The sequence below is a fragment of the Paenibacillus sp. J31R98 genome (assembly GCF_056269245.1).
In genome coordinates, this window is the sequence record NZ_JBWDNO010000012.1 from 69702 (window position 1) to 88880 (window position 19179).

Annotated in this window: 13 protein-coding genes; 8 read left to right on the forward strand and 5 right to left on the reverse strand. The window is 50.8% G+C overall.

The annotated features are described in order from the left end of the window. Positions 1 to 278: 278 nt before the first annotated feature. From AC0YNX_RS29470 to AC0YNX_RS29485, 4 genes are all read left to right on the forward strand, one after another. Positions 279 to 1802, forward strand: coding sequence for a response regulator transcription factor (locus tag AC0YNX_RS29470; RefSeq protein ID WP_475819275.1), 1524 nt, complete (start codon positions 279 to 281; stop codon positions 1800 to 1802). A 99-nt stretch (positions 1803 to 1901) separates the two neighbouring features. Next, positions 1902 to 3596: an extracellular solute-binding protein gene (locus AC0YNX_RS29475; protein ID WP_475819276.1), complete on the forward strand. Its 1695-nt coding sequence runs from the start codon at positions 1902 to 1904 to the stop codon at positions 3594 to 3596. Between the two features lie 214 nt (positions 3597 to 3810). Then, a complete protein-coding gene (locus AC0YNX_RS29480) occupies positions 3811 to 5430 on the forward strand; it encodes a sensor histidine kinase (RefSeq protein ID WP_475819277.1) in 1620 nt (539 codons plus the stop codon). A gap of 124 nt (positions 5431 to 5554) precedes the next feature. After that, positions 5555 to 6781 (forward strand): glycoside hydrolase family 76 protein, encoded by a 1227-nt coding sequence (locus AC0YNX_RS29485; RefSeq protein WP_475819278.1) that lies wholly within the window; start codon positions 5555 to 5557, stop codon positions 6779 to 6781. A 411-nt stretch (positions 6782 to 7192) separates the two neighbouring features. Here AC0YNX_RS29485 and ald read toward each other — a convergent pair whose 3' ends face one another. Then, the gene (gene ald / locus AC0YNX_RS29490; protein WP_475819279.1) at positions 7193 to 8326 is read right to left on the reverse strand and encodes an alanine dehydrogenase; all 1134 of its coding nucleotides are present in this window, start codon (positions 8324 to 8326) and stop codon (positions 7193 to 7195) included. A 169-nt stretch (positions 8327 to 8495) separates the two neighbouring features. On the opposite strand from ald, the gene AC0YNX_RS29495 reads away from it, so the two are divergent. Continuing rightward, on the forward strand, positions 8496 to 10151 hold the full coding sequence (locus tag AC0YNX_RS29495) for a PucR family transcriptional regulator (protein ID WP_475819280.1): 1656 nt from the start codon (positions 8496 to 8498) through the stop codon (positions 10149 to 10151). A 50-nt stretch (positions 10152 to 10201) separates the two neighbouring features. Here AC0YNX_RS29495 and AC0YNX_RS29500 read toward each other — a convergent pair whose 3' ends face one another. The 4 genes from AC0YNX_RS29500 to AC0YNX_RS29515 form a co-directional block, all read right to left on the reverse strand. Then, positions 10202 to 10861 (reverse strand): stalk domain-containing protein, encoded by a 660-nt coding sequence (locus AC0YNX_RS29500; protein WP_475819281.1) that lies wholly within the window; start codon positions 10859 to 10861, stop codon positions 10202 to 10204. A 222-nt stretch (positions 10862 to 11083) separates the two neighbouring features. Further along, entirely contained in the window at positions 11084 to 11494 is a 411-nt protein-coding gene (locus AC0YNX_RS29505; RefSeq protein WP_475819282.1) for a LytTR family transcriptional regulator DNA-binding domain-containing protein, read from the reverse strand. Positions 11495 to 11716: 222 nt separating this feature from the next. Then, positions 11717 to 12142, reverse strand: a complete 426-nt coding sequence (locus tag AC0YNX_RS29510) for a VOC family protein (RefSeq protein ID WP_475819283.1) — start codon at positions 12140 to 12142, stop codon at positions 11717 to 11719. Between the two features lie 97 nt (positions 12143 to 12239). After that, positions 12240 to 13106, reverse strand: coding sequence for a phytanoyl-CoA dioxygenase family protein (locus tag AC0YNX_RS29515; protein ID WP_475819284.1), 867 nt, complete (start codon positions 13104 to 13106; stop codon positions 12240 to 12242). Positions 13107 to 13224: 118 nt separating this feature from the next. Between AC0YNX_RS29515 and AC0YNX_RS29520 the strand changes: the two genes are divergently transcribed. The 3 genes from AC0YNX_RS29520 to AC0YNX_RS29530 all read left to right on the forward strand — a co-directional run bounded on the left by AC0YNX_RS29520 (position 13225) and on the right by AC0YNX_RS29530 (position 18839). Beyond that, positions 13225 to 13992 (forward strand): helix-turn-helix domain-containing protein, encoded by a 768-nt coding sequence (locus AC0YNX_RS29520; RefSeq protein ID WP_475819285.1) that lies wholly within the window; start codon positions 13225 to 13227, stop codon positions 13990 to 13992. A 402-nt stretch (positions 13993 to 14394) separates the two neighbouring features. Continuing rightward, positions 14395 to 15564, forward strand: coding sequence for a GntR family transcriptional regulator (locus AC0YNX_RS29525; RefSeq protein ID WP_475819286.1), 1170 nt, complete (start codon positions 14395 to 14397; stop codon positions 15562 to 15564). A gap of 209 nt (positions 15565 to 15773) precedes the next feature. After that, positions 15774 to 18839 carry an alpha-mannosidase gene (locus tag AC0YNX_RS29530; protein WP_475819287.1) on the forward strand — a complete coding sequence of 1022 codons (3066 nt, stop codon included), beginning with the start codon at positions 15774 to 15776 and terminating at the stop codon, positions 18837 to 18839. The last annotated feature ends 340 nt before the right edge of the window (positions 18840 to 19179 follow it).

Here is a 19179-nt window from a genome sequence, read left to right on the forward strand (position 1 = left end):
CCCGGCTCACGCTTGGTGTGAGGGGGAAGTCTTTTTTTGCGTTGTTGAGTGGATTCTCAACCTGACATACAAGGTAATATTTTCCTATCACTAAGGTGGGCTTTGCAACGTGCAGCAGGGGTGTTATCTTGAAAGCAAAGAAAGCTAAAGTTTTCGATAGACTTGCTCGGATTTCTCCGTGAAATCTTAGCTTAGACTGCCCTGGAGGCGCAGCCGGTTTCACTTGAAAGAAGCTCTTATTGTGCTGAACTTCATATCGAATTGAGGGAATTAATCGCATGTACCGGATTCTAATTGTGGATGATGAACGAATTGAACGTGAAGGCATACAACACCTAATCCGCAAGTATAATCTGGAGCTCGACATGGTGACAGCGGAGAATGGGGAAGCTGCACTAGCAATTCTGGAGCAGCTGCCAGTTGATATTATTATGACGGATATTAAGATGCCGTTCATGGATGGACTCGAGCTGTCGGAGAGAGTAAGCGCCATGAATCCCGAGATTGAGATGATTATTTACAGCGCCTATAGCGATTTTGAATTCGCCCGCAGAGCGATGCGGACGAATGTATCGAACTATTTGCTCAAGCCGATTCAAATCTCGGAATTTCTCGCGACCATGAAGGAAGTAATGGCGAATTGCGAGGCGAAACGCGCCGCGCGCAGCCAAGCGAGCGAGCTGCTGGAAGGATACAATCGCGGGCTTGCGTATGAGCGGGAGAAGCAGCTGATGGATGCGCTGAATGGTACCTGTGCCGGCGAAGAGCAGGATGCGGACGGTTCTTGTATGCACCTGATGCTCGTTGACTGCGAAGGTCGGTATTTTGACAATGCGGCGTTCGTTGCCCTGCTCCGGGAACCGATTCGTTATACATACGACTATTTGAACATCAATGAACGGCAAAGCGTCTTCTTCTTAAAAAGCCGCGAGCCGATTAGCAAGCAGGAGCAGCTAGCGCTGGCAGAGGCCATGATTGTGAAATCGGCAAGCAGCTATCCGGGGCGAATCGGTATCGTTATTGGACGTGCAGCTGCGAAGCTGGAGCAGTTATTTGACGTATTCAATGAGATGGAGCAGACGCTCGAGCTGAAATTCTTTATGGAAGGCAACCCGATTTTGTTTACGGATGAAGCGCCTTCCTCCGTGCAAAATGCTGCCGATGAGAACGAGGTTGAACAGATTCGGAAGCTGACCTATGAGTATATTGACCGCGCTGATGTTCAAGGGGCGCAGTACAGCATTGAGCTTCTCTTCTCTACGCTGCGCTCTCGCGGGAAGCTCTCCGTCATCTACACGAAGTTCCTTTGCTCGGAAGTGATGAAGCGTGCCTATGCGAAGGCGGATAAGCAGCGTGTGGAAGACATTGCGTACTATCTCAATCAGATCTTTAATGTCCAATCGTTAACGGAGCTAAAGATATTGATCAGCACCATCGTTCAGAGTCTTATTCCAGTCCGGGCGGAGGCGAAGGAGGAGTCTGCAAGCAAGTTGATTACGAGCGTCAAGCGGCTCATTGAGAAGGACTATAGTCAGGATTTGTCGCTAGAAAGTATTGCGGAATATGTTCATTTAACGCCGAGCTATCTCAGTTTTCTGTTCAAGAAGGAGACAGGGAAAAGCCTTGTCCGTTATATTGCAGAGGTGCGGATGGAGAAGGCTGTAGAGCTGCTAAAGAATACGAATATGAAAATCATCGACATTAGCGAGATGCTCGGCTTCAGCAACTCGTCCTATTTTATACAAATTTTCCGGAACTTTCATGGGGTTAGCCCGGCTAAATACCGCGAAGGCACATCGTAAAAATTTGATGCCCATTCTTAAAAATTTCGCATAGAGGGCGAAAGTGATTGCTCGTTATAATGAACACGTAACTTTCAAAGGCGAATTTGGGGGATGAACGTGAGAACAAGATGGGTAGGCATAATCCTATGTGCGTCAGTTGTTTTCAGTTTGACGGCTTGTGATTGGAACAATTCTAATCGCGCCAATCAAGGGAATGCAGTCGGCAACTCGGTAGCAACGCCAAATTCGATTACCGATTTCACTCCTTCTAAGATATCTGCGGGCAAAAACGACGGCCCGTTCACTAAATATGATCAGCCCATTACGATCACGCTTGGCCGCCAAGGCATTACTGGCAACAATCTGCCTGACGGAGATACGCTCGAGAACAATCAATATCTGAAATACGTTGAAGACCGGTTGAATTTAAAAGTGAAGTACGACTTCTCGGTTGATGAGCTGGGCGCATATAACCAGAAGGTGAACCTGACGATTGCAAGCGGCGACATCCCGGACATGATGATTGTCAATGAGCAGCAGTACAAGCGGCTTGTCAAAGCGGGCATGCTGGCGGATCTGACTAAGCTTTATGAGAAATACAGCTCTCCGCTCATTAAAGGCTATTACGACTCGTACTCCGGCGACCGCGTTCTGAATACAGGCCGCGTGAATGGTAGGCTGTTTGCCCTGCCGAACACGAATATCGACGGCAGCTACCAGCTGCTGTGGGTGCGCAAGGACTGGCTGGACAAGCTTGGCCTCAAGCTGCCGACAACGCTTGAAGATATTAAGACCATCGCAAGAGCGTTCAAGGACCGAGACCCGGACGGCAACGGGCTGCCCGATACGGTTGGCTTGCTCGGCGATCAGTCCTTGGTATACGATGGCCTATTCTTCACCTTTGACCCGTTGTTCAACTTGTACCACTCCTATCCGAAGAATTGGTTCAAGGATGCGAGCGGCAATATTGTCTACGGTTCGACTACAACGGAGACAAGGCAGGCACTTGTGCAGCTGAGCAAAATGTATAAAGAAGGACTGATTGACAGGCAGTTTCTTACCCGCAAGTGGGAGGACAACGTAGGTCTTGTTACCAGCGGCAAAGCAGGTATGCTGTTCGCGCCCTGGTTTGCAGGCTGGATGATCTCCGACAGCGTAAAGGCTAATCCGAACGCGGAATGGGTACCGCTGGCTGCACCGCTGGATAGCGACGGCAAGCGCAACGTCGTGCCTTCCGCGCCGTCGGGTACATTCCTTGTTGTCAGCAAGAAGGCAGCGCATCCGGAAGCGGCGCTGAAGATGCTTAGCGTGGAATATGAGGGTATCCGCCTCATTGATCCGGCAACAGAGGAGCTGTATAAGGGCAAAGGAGTAAGCTGGAACAATTATCCGCTAAATCTGCAGCTCGACTTTCAGGACGCGATCGCTCGCGACATACCGGTCTATGAGAAAGTCATTCAAGATGGCGACAAGACGCACCTGCCTGCGCGTCTTATGCCGCGGGTGAAATCGGTGCTGCAGAATGATAAAGCTCCGAAGAAGGATATTACGGCGTTCGCCGATTCCCTCTCCTTCTTCACAGCCGGCGCGGTCACTGGGGCCAAAGAAATAAAGAAGGTAGAGCCAATCTTCTACGGCAAGACCGAGACGATGGTAAAGCGCGGCGTGAACCTCGACAAGCTGGAGAACGAGACGTTTCTGCGCATCATTACAGGCGCTTCGCCGATCGATGATTTCGATAAGTTCGTAGCCACATGGAAGAAAGTCGGCGGCGATGCCATTGCGAAGGAAATTGCCGCTGCGCTGAAATAGGCGATTCAAGCGATCATAATTAAGATGAGAAGGGTATCCCTTGCGATTAGCGCGAGTGGTACCTTTCTTACGTTTTGCGAGGATCGGGAGCCTTTTTCAACATGTTCAATTCGTCTATCATTCTCTAGCCGTTTCTACTATAATGATTCCGTGAAATGAAAGAGAGCTGGGGGCGGAGACATCTATGAGGCTAGGCTGGATAAGGAACCTTAGCATGAAGCGGAAGCTCTTTGTTTCCTACTTGGCGGTTATGTTGATCCCGCTTACGATACTTGGCGCATATTCGTTCCAGCAATCGAAGCAGCTGCAGGAGCAGCAAGCGCAGCTTGTTCTGCAGGACAGCCTGCAGAATATGGAGGATAGCTTGAATTACAAGCTGCAGCGGTTCAATTCGGCGATTGAGCTTATTGCGTTTAATCCGAATTTTGGCCGCATATTCAACGATGAATATTCCGATTACTATTCGATGTATACCGACCTCAGCGAGACGGTTGATCCGCTGCTCGACACGACCTTAGTGCTCAATCATGATATAAAACGGATAATGATCTACACCGGCAACAACATTACGCAGCGCATGAATTCCATTATGCCAATCAAGACGGTCGAGAATGAATTCTGGTATGACGAAGTAATGAATTCAGGACAGACGATTTGGTATGTGCGGGATGGCCGTATTTTCGGGGCGAGACGGATCTTCGGCGACTTGACCGAGGATTTGAAAAATATCGTCTACATGGAGCTGAAGCCGGAATTCTTCACCTCGTTAACCGATATGAACACGAAGAAATTCTCCATTATGATTTCGAATGGGCAGCATCAGGTGCTGTACGCGAATCCGAAGGATGCACGGCTGCCAGCAGGCGGCAAGGCGAAGGGGGATGAGGTCGTGCTGTCGCAGCCCTTGCGGGAAGCGAACTGGACGATCTCGTTGGTCTATTCCACTAAGGAGCTAACGATTAAGCCATGGACAATTGTAAGGGCGACGATCGTGATCGAGAGCATCTGCTTCATCGTCTTGTTCTTCATCATCTGGCTCTTCTCGCGAGGATTCGTCAGACGGATCTATACGCTTAATCATAAAATGCAGCTCGTAGAGCAAGGAGAGCTTACGACGACGAGCGCTGATATTATCGCACGAGATGAGATCGGGGAGCTGGAGCTGCGGTTTGGCAAAATGCTCACCAGCATCAATATGCTCATTGAGGAAGGGTACAAGAACAAGATCAGCCAGAAGGAGGCTGAGCTACGGGCGCTGCAATCGCAGATTAACCCGCATTTTCTATATAATGCGCTGTCGGTTATTAACTGGAAGGCGATTGAGGCAGGCTCGGAGGATATTAGCAATGTAGCCGGACTGCTGTCGACGTTCTACCGGACCTCGCTCAACAAAGGCAAAGATATGATGTCGGTCAGGGACGAGCTGCTCAATACGAAGTCCTACATGGAGATGCAGCTTATTATGCATGATGGCAATTTCGACGTCCAGTATGAGATTGGGGATAACATCCTTGATCACCACATGATTAAGTTGGTGCTGCAGCCGATCGTAGAGAACGCCATTGAGCATGGCATTGACCAGAAGCGGACGGGCAGAGGAATATTGCGAATTAGCGGTTCACTCGTAGATGGGACTATCGTATTTACGGTCGAGGATAACGGCCCGGGTATGTCGCAGGAGCTGGTGGAAGAAGTGCTGGTTCAGCAGTCAAAAGGGTATGGGCTCTTTAATGTGCAGGAGCGCATTCGCGTGCAGTATGGCGGCGGGTATGGCATCAGCATTAAGAGCGTGCTTGGCGAGGGGACTTGCGTAACGGTGAAACTGCCCAAATAATTGGTATATATCGTAAAATCTTGCTATATACAGTGTGGTCGAACGAACGCAATACTATAGCCAGACAGCTGCTGCTTTTGAGGCTGCGGTGCTGTCTCTACTACACCTTGGGAGGTTCACAGACATGAAGAAGGCTTCACTTGTTAGACCGCAAACAGCTTCAAGGAAGAAATTGCTCGTTCAGCTCGTAATGGCATTGGTGCTCATCGTAGGGTCTGCCGGCGCAGGAGCGGGAATCGCTTCGGCCAATTCGAGCTCCGTGTATTGGGATTACGCACAGCAGACGCATAATTATACGGTGGGCAATCTATTAACCTCGTACAATAGTTACCGATCGCAGCCCGGCGATCCAGGCACGACCGAGTGGTACAATGTGAGCCAGATCTACGCGGATTCCGCGATGCTGAAGCAAGGCGATTCTAGATACTTGCCTTATATGAACAATACGTATGCTTTTATGGGGAATATGTGGGATACGTCGAGCTCGATTGGCGGATATTTTGCGTTGGCGAATGTGGATGGCACAGGGGCTGGCGGGGATAAATATGTCGATGACGCTTCTCTTGCCGGCGTTGCATACTTGGATGCGTATGAAGTGACGACAGGTACGACACAGACGAACTACTTGAATTCGGCAAAGGCCGTTGCCAACTGGCTCATGTACAGCGGGCAGTGGGATGGGACCGGAGGCGGCGGCTTCTGGTGGACGACGAACAAGTCGATAGCGGGTTATCAGATCAAAGGTAGCGAAGTGAATGGACTTGCTTGCCAGCTGTTCCTTCGCCTGTATGCCATTACGGGACAGGCGTATTACAAGTCATGGGCGGATTCGATCAAGACATGGCTGGATACATACATGCTCGACTCCTCGGCAGGGCTGTATAACTGGCAATATGAGCAGAGCAGCAACAGCGTTAATACCGTTAAATTTACGTATGACAATGCAATCATGATTGAAGTGAACTTACTGTACCGTCAGATTACAGGCAACAATTCGTATCTAACGGCTGCACAGAACTTGGCGACGAATATGAAGAACCAGCTTTGGAACACGCAGAACAGCAGTGGCGCGTTCATTATCAACACCGCCGATCCGGTGTTTAACCCGGTCTACAGCGGCTGGGCTTCGCAGTCGTTTATCAAGCTCTACCAGGCGGACGGCAATGCGAACTGGCTGAACATTGCGCAGCAGAACATCGACACGCTAAACGCGAAGCTGCGGGACACGACGAATTACGGCTATCATTGGAGTTGGAATCCGGCAACGAATGCGATCAAGGACAGCTCGTTCCATACGGTATGCCAAGCTTGGATGCAGAAGGTGCAGATCATGCTGTCGGAGTATAGATAAGGAATAAATTGCCTCGAGCCCCGTGGTCGGTTGATGACTGCGGGGCTTTGTTATGAGCGGGAGAAATCCGCGGGAAAAGGGAGCTGAGAGCACGTATGTGTGCTCTCGCGCTCCGCGCAGTCGCGCTAACGATTATCTGTTGCGCTTGAATAGTAATTTGACTCCCAAAAAGATGACCACGGCCACCATAATGATAGTCAGAGCTTGATAGATGAGATTGCTCCACACGATGTCCAAAACGACAACACTCCTTATGTATTTTATGGGGTTAATTGTAAACTGAATTGCTGCTCGATCACCATTATAACGATTTCCCTCGCGCAAACACAAAGTCCCCTTGAGATCTCTCAAAGGGACTTCGTTGTGGGGTTTAAAAAAATGGGAGGTAAATGGCTCTTGCTCTGAAAAATTTTATATGTGAACGGTATGCAGCTCCAGCACTTCGGCCAGGGGAGTATATGCATAACCAAGATCATCGGCTACAGCTTTGTACGTGACTTTGCCATCAATAATGTTCGTGCCGCTTTGCAGAGCAGCGCTGTCTTTAATCGCCTCAACTGCGCCTTTGCGCGCGATTTGTACGGCATATGGCATCGTTGCGTTAGTCAATCCGACCGTGGACGTCTGCGGCACCGCGCCTGGCATATTCGCAACGGCGTAATGAATGACGCCATGCTTCACATAAGTTGGATTATCGTGCGTCGTAATGTGATCAATCGTCGCCACGTTGCCGCCTTGGTCAATTGCAACGTCGACGATAACGGCGCCGCGCTTCATCGTTTTCACCATGTCCTCGGATACGAGCACGGGTGCTTTTGCGCCTGGAATAAGGACCGCGCTGATAAGCAGGTCGGCTTCAGCTACGCTGCGTGCGATATTGTGGCGGTTCGAAACGAGTGTCTGCACTTGGTTGCCGAACAGCTCTTCCAGCTGGCGCAAACGATTGGCGCTAAGGTCGAGAATCGTGACATCCGCGCCTAGGCCGATGGCAATCTTCGCTGCATTGGTCCCAACGACCCCGCCGCCGATAATCGTAACCTTGCCTCTTGCTACGCCTGGAATACCGGAGAGTAGAATGCCGCGTCCGCCTTTGGAGCGTTCAAGCAGCTGCGAACCGATTTGGGCAGCCATTCGTCCGGCTACTTCGCTCATCGGTGTGAGCAGGGGCAGCGTGCCGCCTTCTTTGACGGTTTCGTATGCGATTGCGGTTACTTTGGCATCGACTAGCGCCTTCGCTAGGGCAGGTTCTGCAGAGAGGTGCAAATAAGTAAAGAGAATGAGTCCTTCTCGGAAATAAGGATATTCACTTGGCAGAGGTTCCTTTACTTTCACGATCATGTCCGCTTGCTGCCATACGGATTCGGCATCCATCACAATCACAGCGCCGGATTGTGCGTACTCGGCATCGGTAAAGCCGCTCTCAAGGCCGGCGTTCGTCTCGACATAGACGGTATGTCCGTCCTGAACGAATTCATGCACGCCATAAGGAGTTACTCCGACACGGCATTCATTGTTCTTGATTTCCTTCGGTACGCCTATCTTCATGATCGTCTCTCCTCGATTCGTAATGGGAACTTTCCTGACACTTTTATTATAGGATCGGCCGAGAGCTTATTCATCGTACAAAATATAAAGTCATTTGACGAATTCTTTTACAGTTATGTATAGTTGGACTAGTTGTTATAGACATAATGTCTAGCTGGAGGCGGAAAATATGGACACGAATTTGAAGTTTGATATCAGTCAGCTGCTTGCCAGGCCAATATTCCGCTCAGCGAAGCTGGTTGCCGGACGGGAAGGGATGCATCGCCCTGTCGGCTGGGTGCATGTGCTTGAAATTACGAACGTGGCTCCGTATGTGAGCCCGAACGATCTTATATTAACGACGGGGCTGTGGCTGAAGCAGAATGAGCAGGACCGGTTCGCTTATATGAAGCAGCTGATTGATCAGCATGCGGCAGGGCTGTGTATTGAGATGGGAACCTCGGTTGATGCCATTCCGAAGGAAATTGTGGAGCTGGCAGACCTGCATCATTTTCCGCTCATTGTATTTGAACAACCGGTCCGTTACGTGGAAATTACGCAGGACATTCATGCGCTGCTCATTAACAGGCAGCATCAATTCTTGAAGGAGCTTGAGGTCTATTCCCGCAAGCTGCAGCGGTTAACCATTGAGAGCACGGGGATCGCGCAGATTCTTAGAGCCTTTCATGAGCAGACGGGGCGGCAGATCCTGTATTTCTCATCGCTCGATCACAGCAGCGTGTACTATCCTGCTTTGACCGCGAAGGCGTCGAGTCCGATTACAAACTTCCTGCAGAGGCAGTTGGATGCCAGAGCGCTGTCGGCCAAAGACGTATCCGTACTGACGATGAGCGCGCAGCAGCTGATTGTTGTTCAACCGGTCATTTGCTTCGGTCAAACCTTCTCTTATGTCGGTGTCATGCTGACTAACAAGCCGGAAGTTACGGAATCGCTCACCTTGCTGCTCGATTACACGACGAAGGCTGTCGCTGCCATTACGCTGCGGACGGAGTTTCTGGAAGAGAAGCTGTCGCGGGACCATAACGAGTTTATTCTCGACATTATGAACAATCGGATTGAGAACGAGGACCAGGCGCAGGCGAGAATGGGGCTTCGGCAGCTGAGCAAAGGGGAGTATCTGTTTGCTGGCGGTATCATCGAAATCCAGCACACGGCGGACACGGAGCCGATAACGATCGAGGCGGATAAGCAGGATTTGCTCATATTGGTCAGACAATTGCTCAAGAAGCATGGGCTGAACAGCTTGGTCATGATGCAAAATAACCGGATCTGCGTGCTCTGTGCCAAAGAAGCGCTGCATAAGGATTCGGAGTCAAATCTTCAAGCGACACTTCAGCGGCTTGTCGAGGAGCTGAAGGATTCTGCGCAGCAATCGCACGCTTCGTCTCTCAAGCTGTATGCCGGCTTCGGCAAGCTGCGCGCGCAAATCTCGGAATCGTCACGAAGCTATGAGGAAGCGCAGCAGGTTATTGACGTGGCGCGGAGCGTGGCGGCGTACGAGGATTGCATGTTCTATGAGCGTTTAGGTGTCTATCAGCTGCTGAAGGCTGTGCCGAAGCTGTCTTTTCTCGCTTCATACGTGGAGGATCATCTGGGGCCTTTGATTGCTTACGATCGGGAACATCATCTGCAGCTTATCGCGACGTTGGATGTGTATTTGGCATCTATGGGCTCCAAGCAGGAGGCGGCTGTGAGGCTGAACATCCATCGGCAGACGCTGTATAATCGTTTAGATAAGCTGGCGTTGCTGCTGGGAGAGGACTATATGGAAACGGATAAAAGGCGCTGCCTCGAAATGGCGCTCATGGCGTATAAGCTCAGATAAAGATACCCCGCTGTCTTGGTGATGGCGGGGTGTTTTATTAGCGTGCCTAATTAACCTTCAATGGGTGACGTCATGATCTCAACACCCGGAAAAATATTGTAATTGACGAGAAGGCCGCCTCCCGGCGCAATGGTGATCTTCTCAATCTTTAAGGTTGTTTTATCGAGTACAAAATCTTGAACGCTGCGTAAGAGTCGCTCCTGCTCCGCATTATACAGCATCAGAGCTACTCGGACTGTGTAGGAAGAAGAGGCTTCCGAGTCTTTGCCATCTCTGAACTGGATATCCATAATGGAATAACCATCACTTATCACGCTTGGCTTGTACCCGCTGATTAGCATGGTTGCTTGCGCCTCTGCGTCCTGCTCATCCGCGGCTATCAAATACTTCGTAATGGCATTTCTGACCCTTGGCCATTCTTCTCCTTTATAACCGAAAGAACCTTCCTTCCACACGTCAGGGTTGATCTCAATTGTGCGCGAAGTGCTGTCCCACTTCACATCCTCGCGGAATGTTCGGCTCAGCGCAGCTGCCGGAATCATGACAAAACCATTCACAATTTGCGGACTAGGCAACGCTCGCAGAGGGAATTGCTCCTGTGTCATGCCATTTACGATTAACGAGATGGGCTTCTGTCCTGCAGCCGCCGTTCCGACCAGAATGCCAATGAGAACGCTGATTAATGCAGTTAAGAAGATGACTTTTTTCATTATTGTCCCCCTGTAGTGAATACTTTTATGATCATAAAAGGTAGACGTTTCCAAAAATGAAAAGTTGCGGGTATTGGTGAGGTGAGGGGGCATTAGCTTGGTCATCTGAACTGTCATGGGTGCGCTCGCGGTGCTGACGCCGATTGCAGCACTGCTGTTCATACGATTACAACAAAGAAAGCCGACCCTAACGGGTCGGCCTTCTTCGTTGCTAAACATCCATCAGGTGGTCGATAGACCGCCTGGTAGACGGTTCCGAATGGAAGCGGACGCTCCCTCGGAATCTGCATTATTGATGAGCTTCTCCACCGATTTGAGATGCGCGCCGGACACCGGTGCGCTTGGCGAGTCGCTATTAACCGGCTGCTTCACAAAATAGAGCCGTTGCTGCACGTCGTCAAAAAACTCGACTTGATCCATCTGCACGACATAACAACGGTCCACTTTCTTAAACCCTTGTCCAACAAGAAAGCGTTCGTGCTCTTCAAAGGTAGAAATTTGACTATAAAGTCCTTCTCTCGTCTGGTAGTAAACCTCTCCGCGATAGCTGCGCATAAGAAGAACGTCTTCGAGATCAATAAAAACAATATCGAATTCCTTTTTATTGAACCTCTTAACGACCGGGATCTTCATGTTACACGCCCTTCTTCTGAATTTCTCGTAGGAACGACAGCGAGTGTACCTACCGATTCCACGTAGGTCAATTATAGCTTGTTTTTCCTCTATCTACCATGCGTAGAATAAAGAAAATTTGACATTTTTTATACAAGAAACAGCTCTTCTCGCAAAAGTTGCGTTCAGAGCTGTTAATTTGCGGCCGCCGATAAGGGCTGCGCAGAAGGGCTATGCCTTCAATTATTTATTCCCATGTGTGTAGATTTGCCAAGTTACGCCGAACTTATCTGTCAATACGGCGTACGCCGGGCTGAAAAATGTCTCCGTAAGCGGCATGTGCACTTGTCCGCCAACTGGCAGCGCTTCGTAGATTTGGCGGGAGCGCTCAATATCAGTAGAAGAAATGCAGATCGTAACTTGGTTGCCGATTGCAAACGGCGTGCCCGGGAAGTTATCGGAGAACATTAGGTCGGTTTCGCCGACGCGAACCATCGCGTGTCCGACAAGGCCCTTCGCTTCTTCAGGCAGCGGGAATTCCGGATTCTCAGGCATTTCGCCGAACGTTTGCAGGAATAGAACCTCCGCACCCATAGCCTCTTTGTAGAACTCGATTGCTTCCTTCGTATTGCCATCCATCATCAGATAAGGCTCTAATTTCATCGTCATCGCGAGAATCGCTCCCTCGTTATATTAGTAGATTCCTGTCTTCAGTATTGCCGACAGGATCATTATAATATAACGAACATATGTTCGCAACAAGGAATTATTTTTGCGAAGATGAGCCGTCCGATTCATTCGTTTGCTGGGCGAATGGACCAACTTGATTCCAGGCGCTTCCGTACGTATTGCCCCAAAATGGACGGACAGGCAGCCATACCGTGCCGACATCGCAGCGCACAACGCCTTGCTTCGTTCCGCAGATGAGCAAGCCGGTATCGTCGAAGATAGTATCAGCCATTTGGTAGGCATCATCAGCGCGATAAGAGAATACGATGCCTCTGCGAGGTTTACCTGATAGATTCGCGACGGAGCCGTGCAGCGTCAAACAGTGATGAATGCTGATCCCGCCTGCACGAGGAGTTACATCGACAACTTCATATTCCTCGTTCGTCCAATAGCGGTTCTCCTGGCACTCCGGCGAGAAGGAACCGTTCTTCTCATGGCTTAACAGGCCGAAACGATGACTGCCTCTAACCATGCTCATGCAGCCATTCTCAGGAGTCGCATCGTCAAGCATAACCATGACCGAGAGCAGATCCGTATTCGTATGCGGATAGAAAGCGTAGTCTTGATGCCATGGGAAGATGCCGCGGCCTTTCGAAGGAGGCTTGGTAGCGAGCTTAGAGTGCTGCAGCTGAATATGGGGTCCGATGAGCGGAATGATTTTTTGGACGATGGCAGGATGTTTGGCTAAGCGAAGGATAGCCGGATGCAGCGCCGTGATGCCTAACGAGTGGATCGTGTTGTTCTCATAATCCTGCTGAGATCGCAGCATCGTAATCTGTGCGCTCGCACATGCTTCGCGCAGCTCCTCAACTTCATCCGGCGTTAGCACATTATCCATGAACAGAAAGCCGTCTGTCTTATAATCCTCGATTTGCTGCGGGGTTAGCTCCATATCGCTTGTCACAGGTAATCCCTCCAATTCGCATTTGAACACCTGCTTCTACTTTACGTGGAGAGCGGCATATGAGATATATGGATTAGGTGAATAAATAACAGGATCTGGCGAAAGTGTGGTGTGGGCCGTGAATGGGAAATTGGATTTCTTCTACTACAGCACGTATGACTCAGACACATATGTCGATTTTCATCATCATCAGTGTTTTGAGCTGGTCTACTATGCCGATGGATATGGGCAGATGAACCTGAATGGGGGCCTGCTGGACTATGTGCCGGGAAGCATGACATTGACACGGCCGCTGTATACGCATGATGAGCGGCATGATTCGCCAACGGAAGTGCTGTTCTTCGGCTTCACTTACGACGATTACCCGGCTTCGCTTGCGAACGGACTCTATTACGATAATGAAGCCAAGGAGATGCTGCAGCTGCTTACGCGAATGCGAGCAGAGCTGATTGGCGGGAAGCCGCATTATACGGAGAGGCTGAATCTCATGGTGAATGAGGCCGTCATTCTTCTGGCGCGGTTTGACTCCGCAGGCGCTCCGAAGCGGGAGAAAGAGACAGTGGCAGACAAGCTGTTCTTCGCCAGAAGATACATGGACGAGAATTTCAATCGGGCAATTAATATCCGGACATTGTCGGAGCTAGCCGGTTACAGTCAGGATCACTTCCGCCATCTGTTCAAGGAAGTGACAGGGATGTCCCCAGGTAACTATCTGCTGCGAAGGCGGCTTGAGCAGAGCCGGAATTTGCTGCTGAGCACGGAGCAGACGGTTAGCGATATTGGAGCGGATTGCGGTTTTTCGACAACATCCCAGTTCATTCAGCTGTTCAAGCTGCACCTCGGCGCCACACCGCTTCAGTATCGAATGATGCAGCGAAAGGAGTAAGTTTTACCGAACCTGTGTATGAATTCGAACTTATCCACCGAGTTATCCCCACAGCTAACAGTCTGCAAGACGAAGAAATGTGGACTCTTTTCGCTACTATAAACATATCCACAACTCTAGTTATCCACATATGAATAGCGTGCTAGTTCCATAGAAAGAGAGTTGCGGCTTGATATCTCGCCCTAAAGTAGGAGAGGCATGAGGAGACCTAAATCGCTACGAAGGAAAGTTGTCTAAAATTGACGAAATTTGTTTCAGTTTGTATTGATTCTCTGATACTATAAGAAAAGGCTGCAACAAGCTAAAAAGTTTCTAAAAGTTTGATAAAATTTATAAAGCAATCTTGAATCGGATATACTATATTGAATATATATATTAACCATGGAATGAGTGGTGTTAATAATGAATGCAATGGATCGGGTACCTTTATACCAGAAGATTCAAGATTATATCCGCAGTCTGATTAACTCGAACGGCCTTAAGGAAGGCGATCGCATTCCGACAGAGAAGGAGCTCATGGAGCGCTTCAATGTCAGTAAAATCACTGTCGTTAATGCACTTACGGGCTTAGCCAACGAGAACGTCATCACGCGCGTACCCGGAAGAGGGAGCTTCGTAAGCAGCCAAGCTGTAACGAATGCGGTGGAAACAAGACCGGCTGCGAGCAGTGTGGCAGTTCGTCATGAGCTGGCAGCTCACGCGGGCACGAAGTCTGGCATTATCGGCCTGATTTTGCCATCCATTCATGATTATTTTGCAGCGAGGCTGACCCAGGGGGTGCAGAGAGCACTCATGGAGAAGGGCTACCGGGCTGTCATTATGCTCTCGAACAGCGTTCTCTCGGTGGAGAATGAAGCGATTCAGACGTTGACGGATATGGGTGCGGAAGGCATGCTGATCTTCCCTGTTGACGAGGAACAATACAACGTTGAGATTCTCGGCATGAAGCTATCGGGGTACCCGTTCATTCTTATCGATCGTTATTTGCCTGGCGTGGAAACGCATTACATTGCTGGAGACGGTCGTACGGGAGCGGAGCTTGCAGTCGACCATCTATGGGAGCTGGGTCACCGCGAAATCGCGATTTGTTCAGATTCGCCGATCCAAACCGTGACCGTGCAAGAGAGGATTCAAGGGTATATGGACGGGCTCAAGAAGAAGGGGGCGCTCATTAATCCGGCACATATTATTACCGAGTTTGATCCGGTTAACATTGTGGAAGAGAACCACCCGCTGTACCGGTATATCCGCAATCGCATGGCGACCGCATATATTACGCTCAACAGCAAGCTAGGCATGAATGTATACCGGACTGCACGTCAATGCGGACTATCGGTGCCGGATGATCTATCGCTCGTCAGCTTCGACGATCCGACGGCGATTGCAGAGGATATGAGCATATTCACGCATGTGAAGCAGTTCGAGTACGAGATCGGCTATCAGGCAGCGAACAAGCTGATTGAAGTGATTAACGATAAGCAAGCGGCAGAGCATAAGTATAGCAAAATGATCGTGAAGCCTGAGCTTGTGATGCGGCAGTCGACAGGCCCGTTGAAACCATCGGACAAGTAGAGTTTTGTATGAACAATAGTTGAATCGTGGCTGAAGAAGAATCTTTCCTAAGGGAGAGCTTCTTCTTTTTTGCTATACAGGATGTTGCATATATATTTAATATATATTATATTAATAATCACATTAATTGAAAACGTTTGCCAGCCTGGCTGGACATCCGTATGGATGGAAACGAAGACAGTAAATACGCTGCGGAAAAGGGGATTCAGATGCCTTACGAAACAGTTAAATTTGATCAGATGCGGTCCATGCTTGGGAGATTGCAGGAATATATTTATCGTCCACTAGCTGCTGTGTCAGCTACGGCTTGGGTGACGAAGGAGCCAGTTCCTTATGCGGAGCGCATGTCGGGACAGCGGTTGGAAGTAGCGGCTGGCGACCGGTGGGGCGAGCTGTGGGATTGCGCGTGGTTTCATTTTGCAGGCAAGGTGCCGGAAGAGGCGCGCGGGTCCAAAGTCGTGCTTCTCATTGATGTAAACGGAGAGCTGTGCCTCGTTGATGAGGCTGGCACTCCGAAGCAGGGTCTGACGAACATCAATTCAGAGTTCGATTATTCGCTCGGCTTGCCGGGTAAACGGGTTGTCCACATCAGTGAATCGTCCTCTGGGGACGAAACGATAGATCTGTGGGGCGATGCCGGCTGCAACGACCTGTTTGGCCGGTACCGCAGCGGCACGCTCAAGGAAGCGGTTATCGCGATTTGCCGCGAGAATGTTCGTCAGCTCTACTACGATGCAGAAGTGCTGCTGGAAACGGCAGAGAAGCTGCCGCAAGGCTCCGCGCGTAAGGAGAAGATTGCTCGCGCGCTCTACGAAACGACTCTCATTCTCACGGAGCTGACTGATGAGCGTATTGAGAAGGCAAGTGCTTTGCTTAGCGAGCAGCTGGCGAAGCGCGGCGGCGATCCAGCGTTGATGATTAGCGCTGTCGGCCATGCACACATTGACTTGGCGTGGTTGTGGCCGATTCGGGAGACGATCCGCAAAGGAGCGCGTACGTTCTCGACAGCACTGCGGATGATGGAACGCTATCCGGATTATATCTTCGGAGCGAGCCAGCCGCAGCTGTATGAGTGGGTGAAGACGCACTATCCTGCGCTGTATGAACAGGTGAAGGAGCGCGTAAAGGAAGGACGCTGGGAACCGCAAGGCGCGATGTGGGTTGAGTCAGATACGAATGTGCCTGGCGGGGAAGCGCTCGTAAGGCAAGTGCTTTATGGGAAGCGTTATTTCATGCAGGAGTTCGGGCAAGAGATGAAGTCGTTGTGGATGCCGGATGTGTTCGGCTACACGGCGAGCCTGCCGCAGATCTTGAGCAAATCTGGCGTCGATTACATGATGACGCAGAAGTTGTCATGGAGCACCTACAACCGCCATCCGCATCACACGTTCATGTGGGAAGGGATCGACGGCTCCAAGGTGCTGACGCATATGCCGCCGGAGGACACGTACAACAGTCCGGCTGCGCCGCGTTCGATTATGAAGGCAGAGACGGATTACCTGGATAAGAGCGTTGCCGATCATGCGCTTATGCTCTTCGGCATCGGCGACGGCGGCGGCGGTCCAGGTGAAGAGCATCTGGAGCGGCTGGCGCGAGAGAAGAATTTGCTCGGACTGAGTCCAGTCGTGCAAGAGCCGTCCTCGGCGTTCTTCGAGAAGCTTGCCGAGAAGCAGGCTAGCTATCAGACATGGCGCGGTGAGCTATATCTCGAGAAACATCAAGGTACGCTAACAAGCCAAGCGCGGAACAAGCGATATAACCGCAAGCTGGAGAAGGCGCTCCGCGAGCTTGAGTTCGCTGCAGTGCTGGCTCGTTCACTGTGCGGCGTCGCTTATCCGGAGGACGAGTTGGAGGAAATCTGGAAGGAAGTGCTGCTGTACCAGTTCCATGATATTCTCCCAGGTTCGTCGATTAAGCGAGTGTACGACGAGTCGCTCGAACGGTACGCTGTGCTGTTGGAGCGGGTGGAAGCGTTGATTGCAGAACGGTACGAAGTGATTGCGAAGCAGCGTGCAGCTTCACCGGTTGCTGTCGCAGCAATTGCGTCTGAAGCTTCGGCTCCAGCGGGAGAGGCTCTCACCGTATTTAACTCTTTGCCGTGGGAACGCTCCGAGTGGTTCGAGCGTGAAGACGGAGGCTGGCAGCATGTTACGGTGCCTGCGATGGGGATTGCCGCTGCAAGCAGCCAGTCTGATGCCGTTCTGCCGATATCGCCGAGCGTGAGCTTGGATGAGCGGATCATCGAGAATGATCTGCTGAAGGTTACTTTCAGCGAAGGTGGCGCGATACTTTCCGTGTTCGATAAGGTTCACAACCGTGAGGTTGTCGCTAGCGGAGAGCGTGCTAACTTGCTTGAGGTGTATGACGACAAGGGTGATGCCTGGGACTTCCGCCAAGATTACCGCGAGACCGGCGGCACGCCGCTCTCGCTGATTAAATCGTCTTCCTTCGAGTCCGGTCCGGCAGCAGGGGTAATCCACTGCTATCAATATGGCGACTCCGTTCTTATCCAGAAAGTCGTGCTGACTGAGGGCAGTCGCCGCATTGATTTCGTAACTACCGTCGATTGGAAGGAAGAGGAGAAGATGCTCCGCACCTCCTTCCCGCTGAACGTCCGTTCGGAACGTGCAGCTTGCGAGATCCAATTCGGTTACTTGAACCGCCCGACCCATCGCAACACGATGTGGGATTATGCCAAGGACGAAATTTGCGCGCATCATTATGTCGACCTGTCCGAGCCAAGCTACGGCGCAGCGCTTCTCAATGATTGCAAATACGGCTATCGCGCCGAGGGCAGCACGCTCGATCTGAACCTGCTGCGCAGTCCGAAATATCCGGACCCTGTAGCCGATCAGGCGGAGCATGTGTTCACCTACTCGCTCTATCCGCATGCAGGCGATCATGTGGCGGCTGAGGTGTATAAGCAGGGTTACGAGCTGAACGTGCCGCTTCGAACGGCAATTGCTGAAGGCTCGCATGCGCAGCAAGCATCAGAGTCGGCAGCGCAATCCTTCTTCCAGACGGCTCACCCGAGCGTTATGATCGAAGCGGTGAAGAAGGCGGAGGACAGCGATGCGATTATCGTTCGCCTGTACGAAACAAGCGGTGCCTCCGTGCAATCGGCGCTCCACGTCAATCTGCCTCTAAAGGCGGCATGGCTGACTGATCTAATGGAGGACAAGCATGAACAGCTGGAAGTTACGGATGGCAGCATGCCGCTCGCGTTTACGCCTTTCGAGATTAAGACCGTTCAATTGATCCTGTCGGTTAAATAAGTCGGAGAAAGCCGAATAATAGAAAAAGCGCAAGGGGCGTTTAACGCTCCTTGCGCTTTAGATTGTAGAGAAACCCACTAAACGTCGGGTTTCTCTTTTTGTATTCGGTTCACTATCAGGATTACGGTGGGGTTCTCAGGTAAGAGTACGGCCGATATTGGTTTGGTGGCTTGGCGAAGCAGGGAGTGCAAAATTCGAACTCTCAGCGTAAAAATCGCCCGATTGGTGCTCTGAGAGTGCGAAAATCGAACTCTCAGATACGGAAGCGGCTGATATTGGTGGCTTAGTGAAGCTGAGAGTGCAAAAATCGAACTCTCAGCATAAGAATCGGCCGATTGGT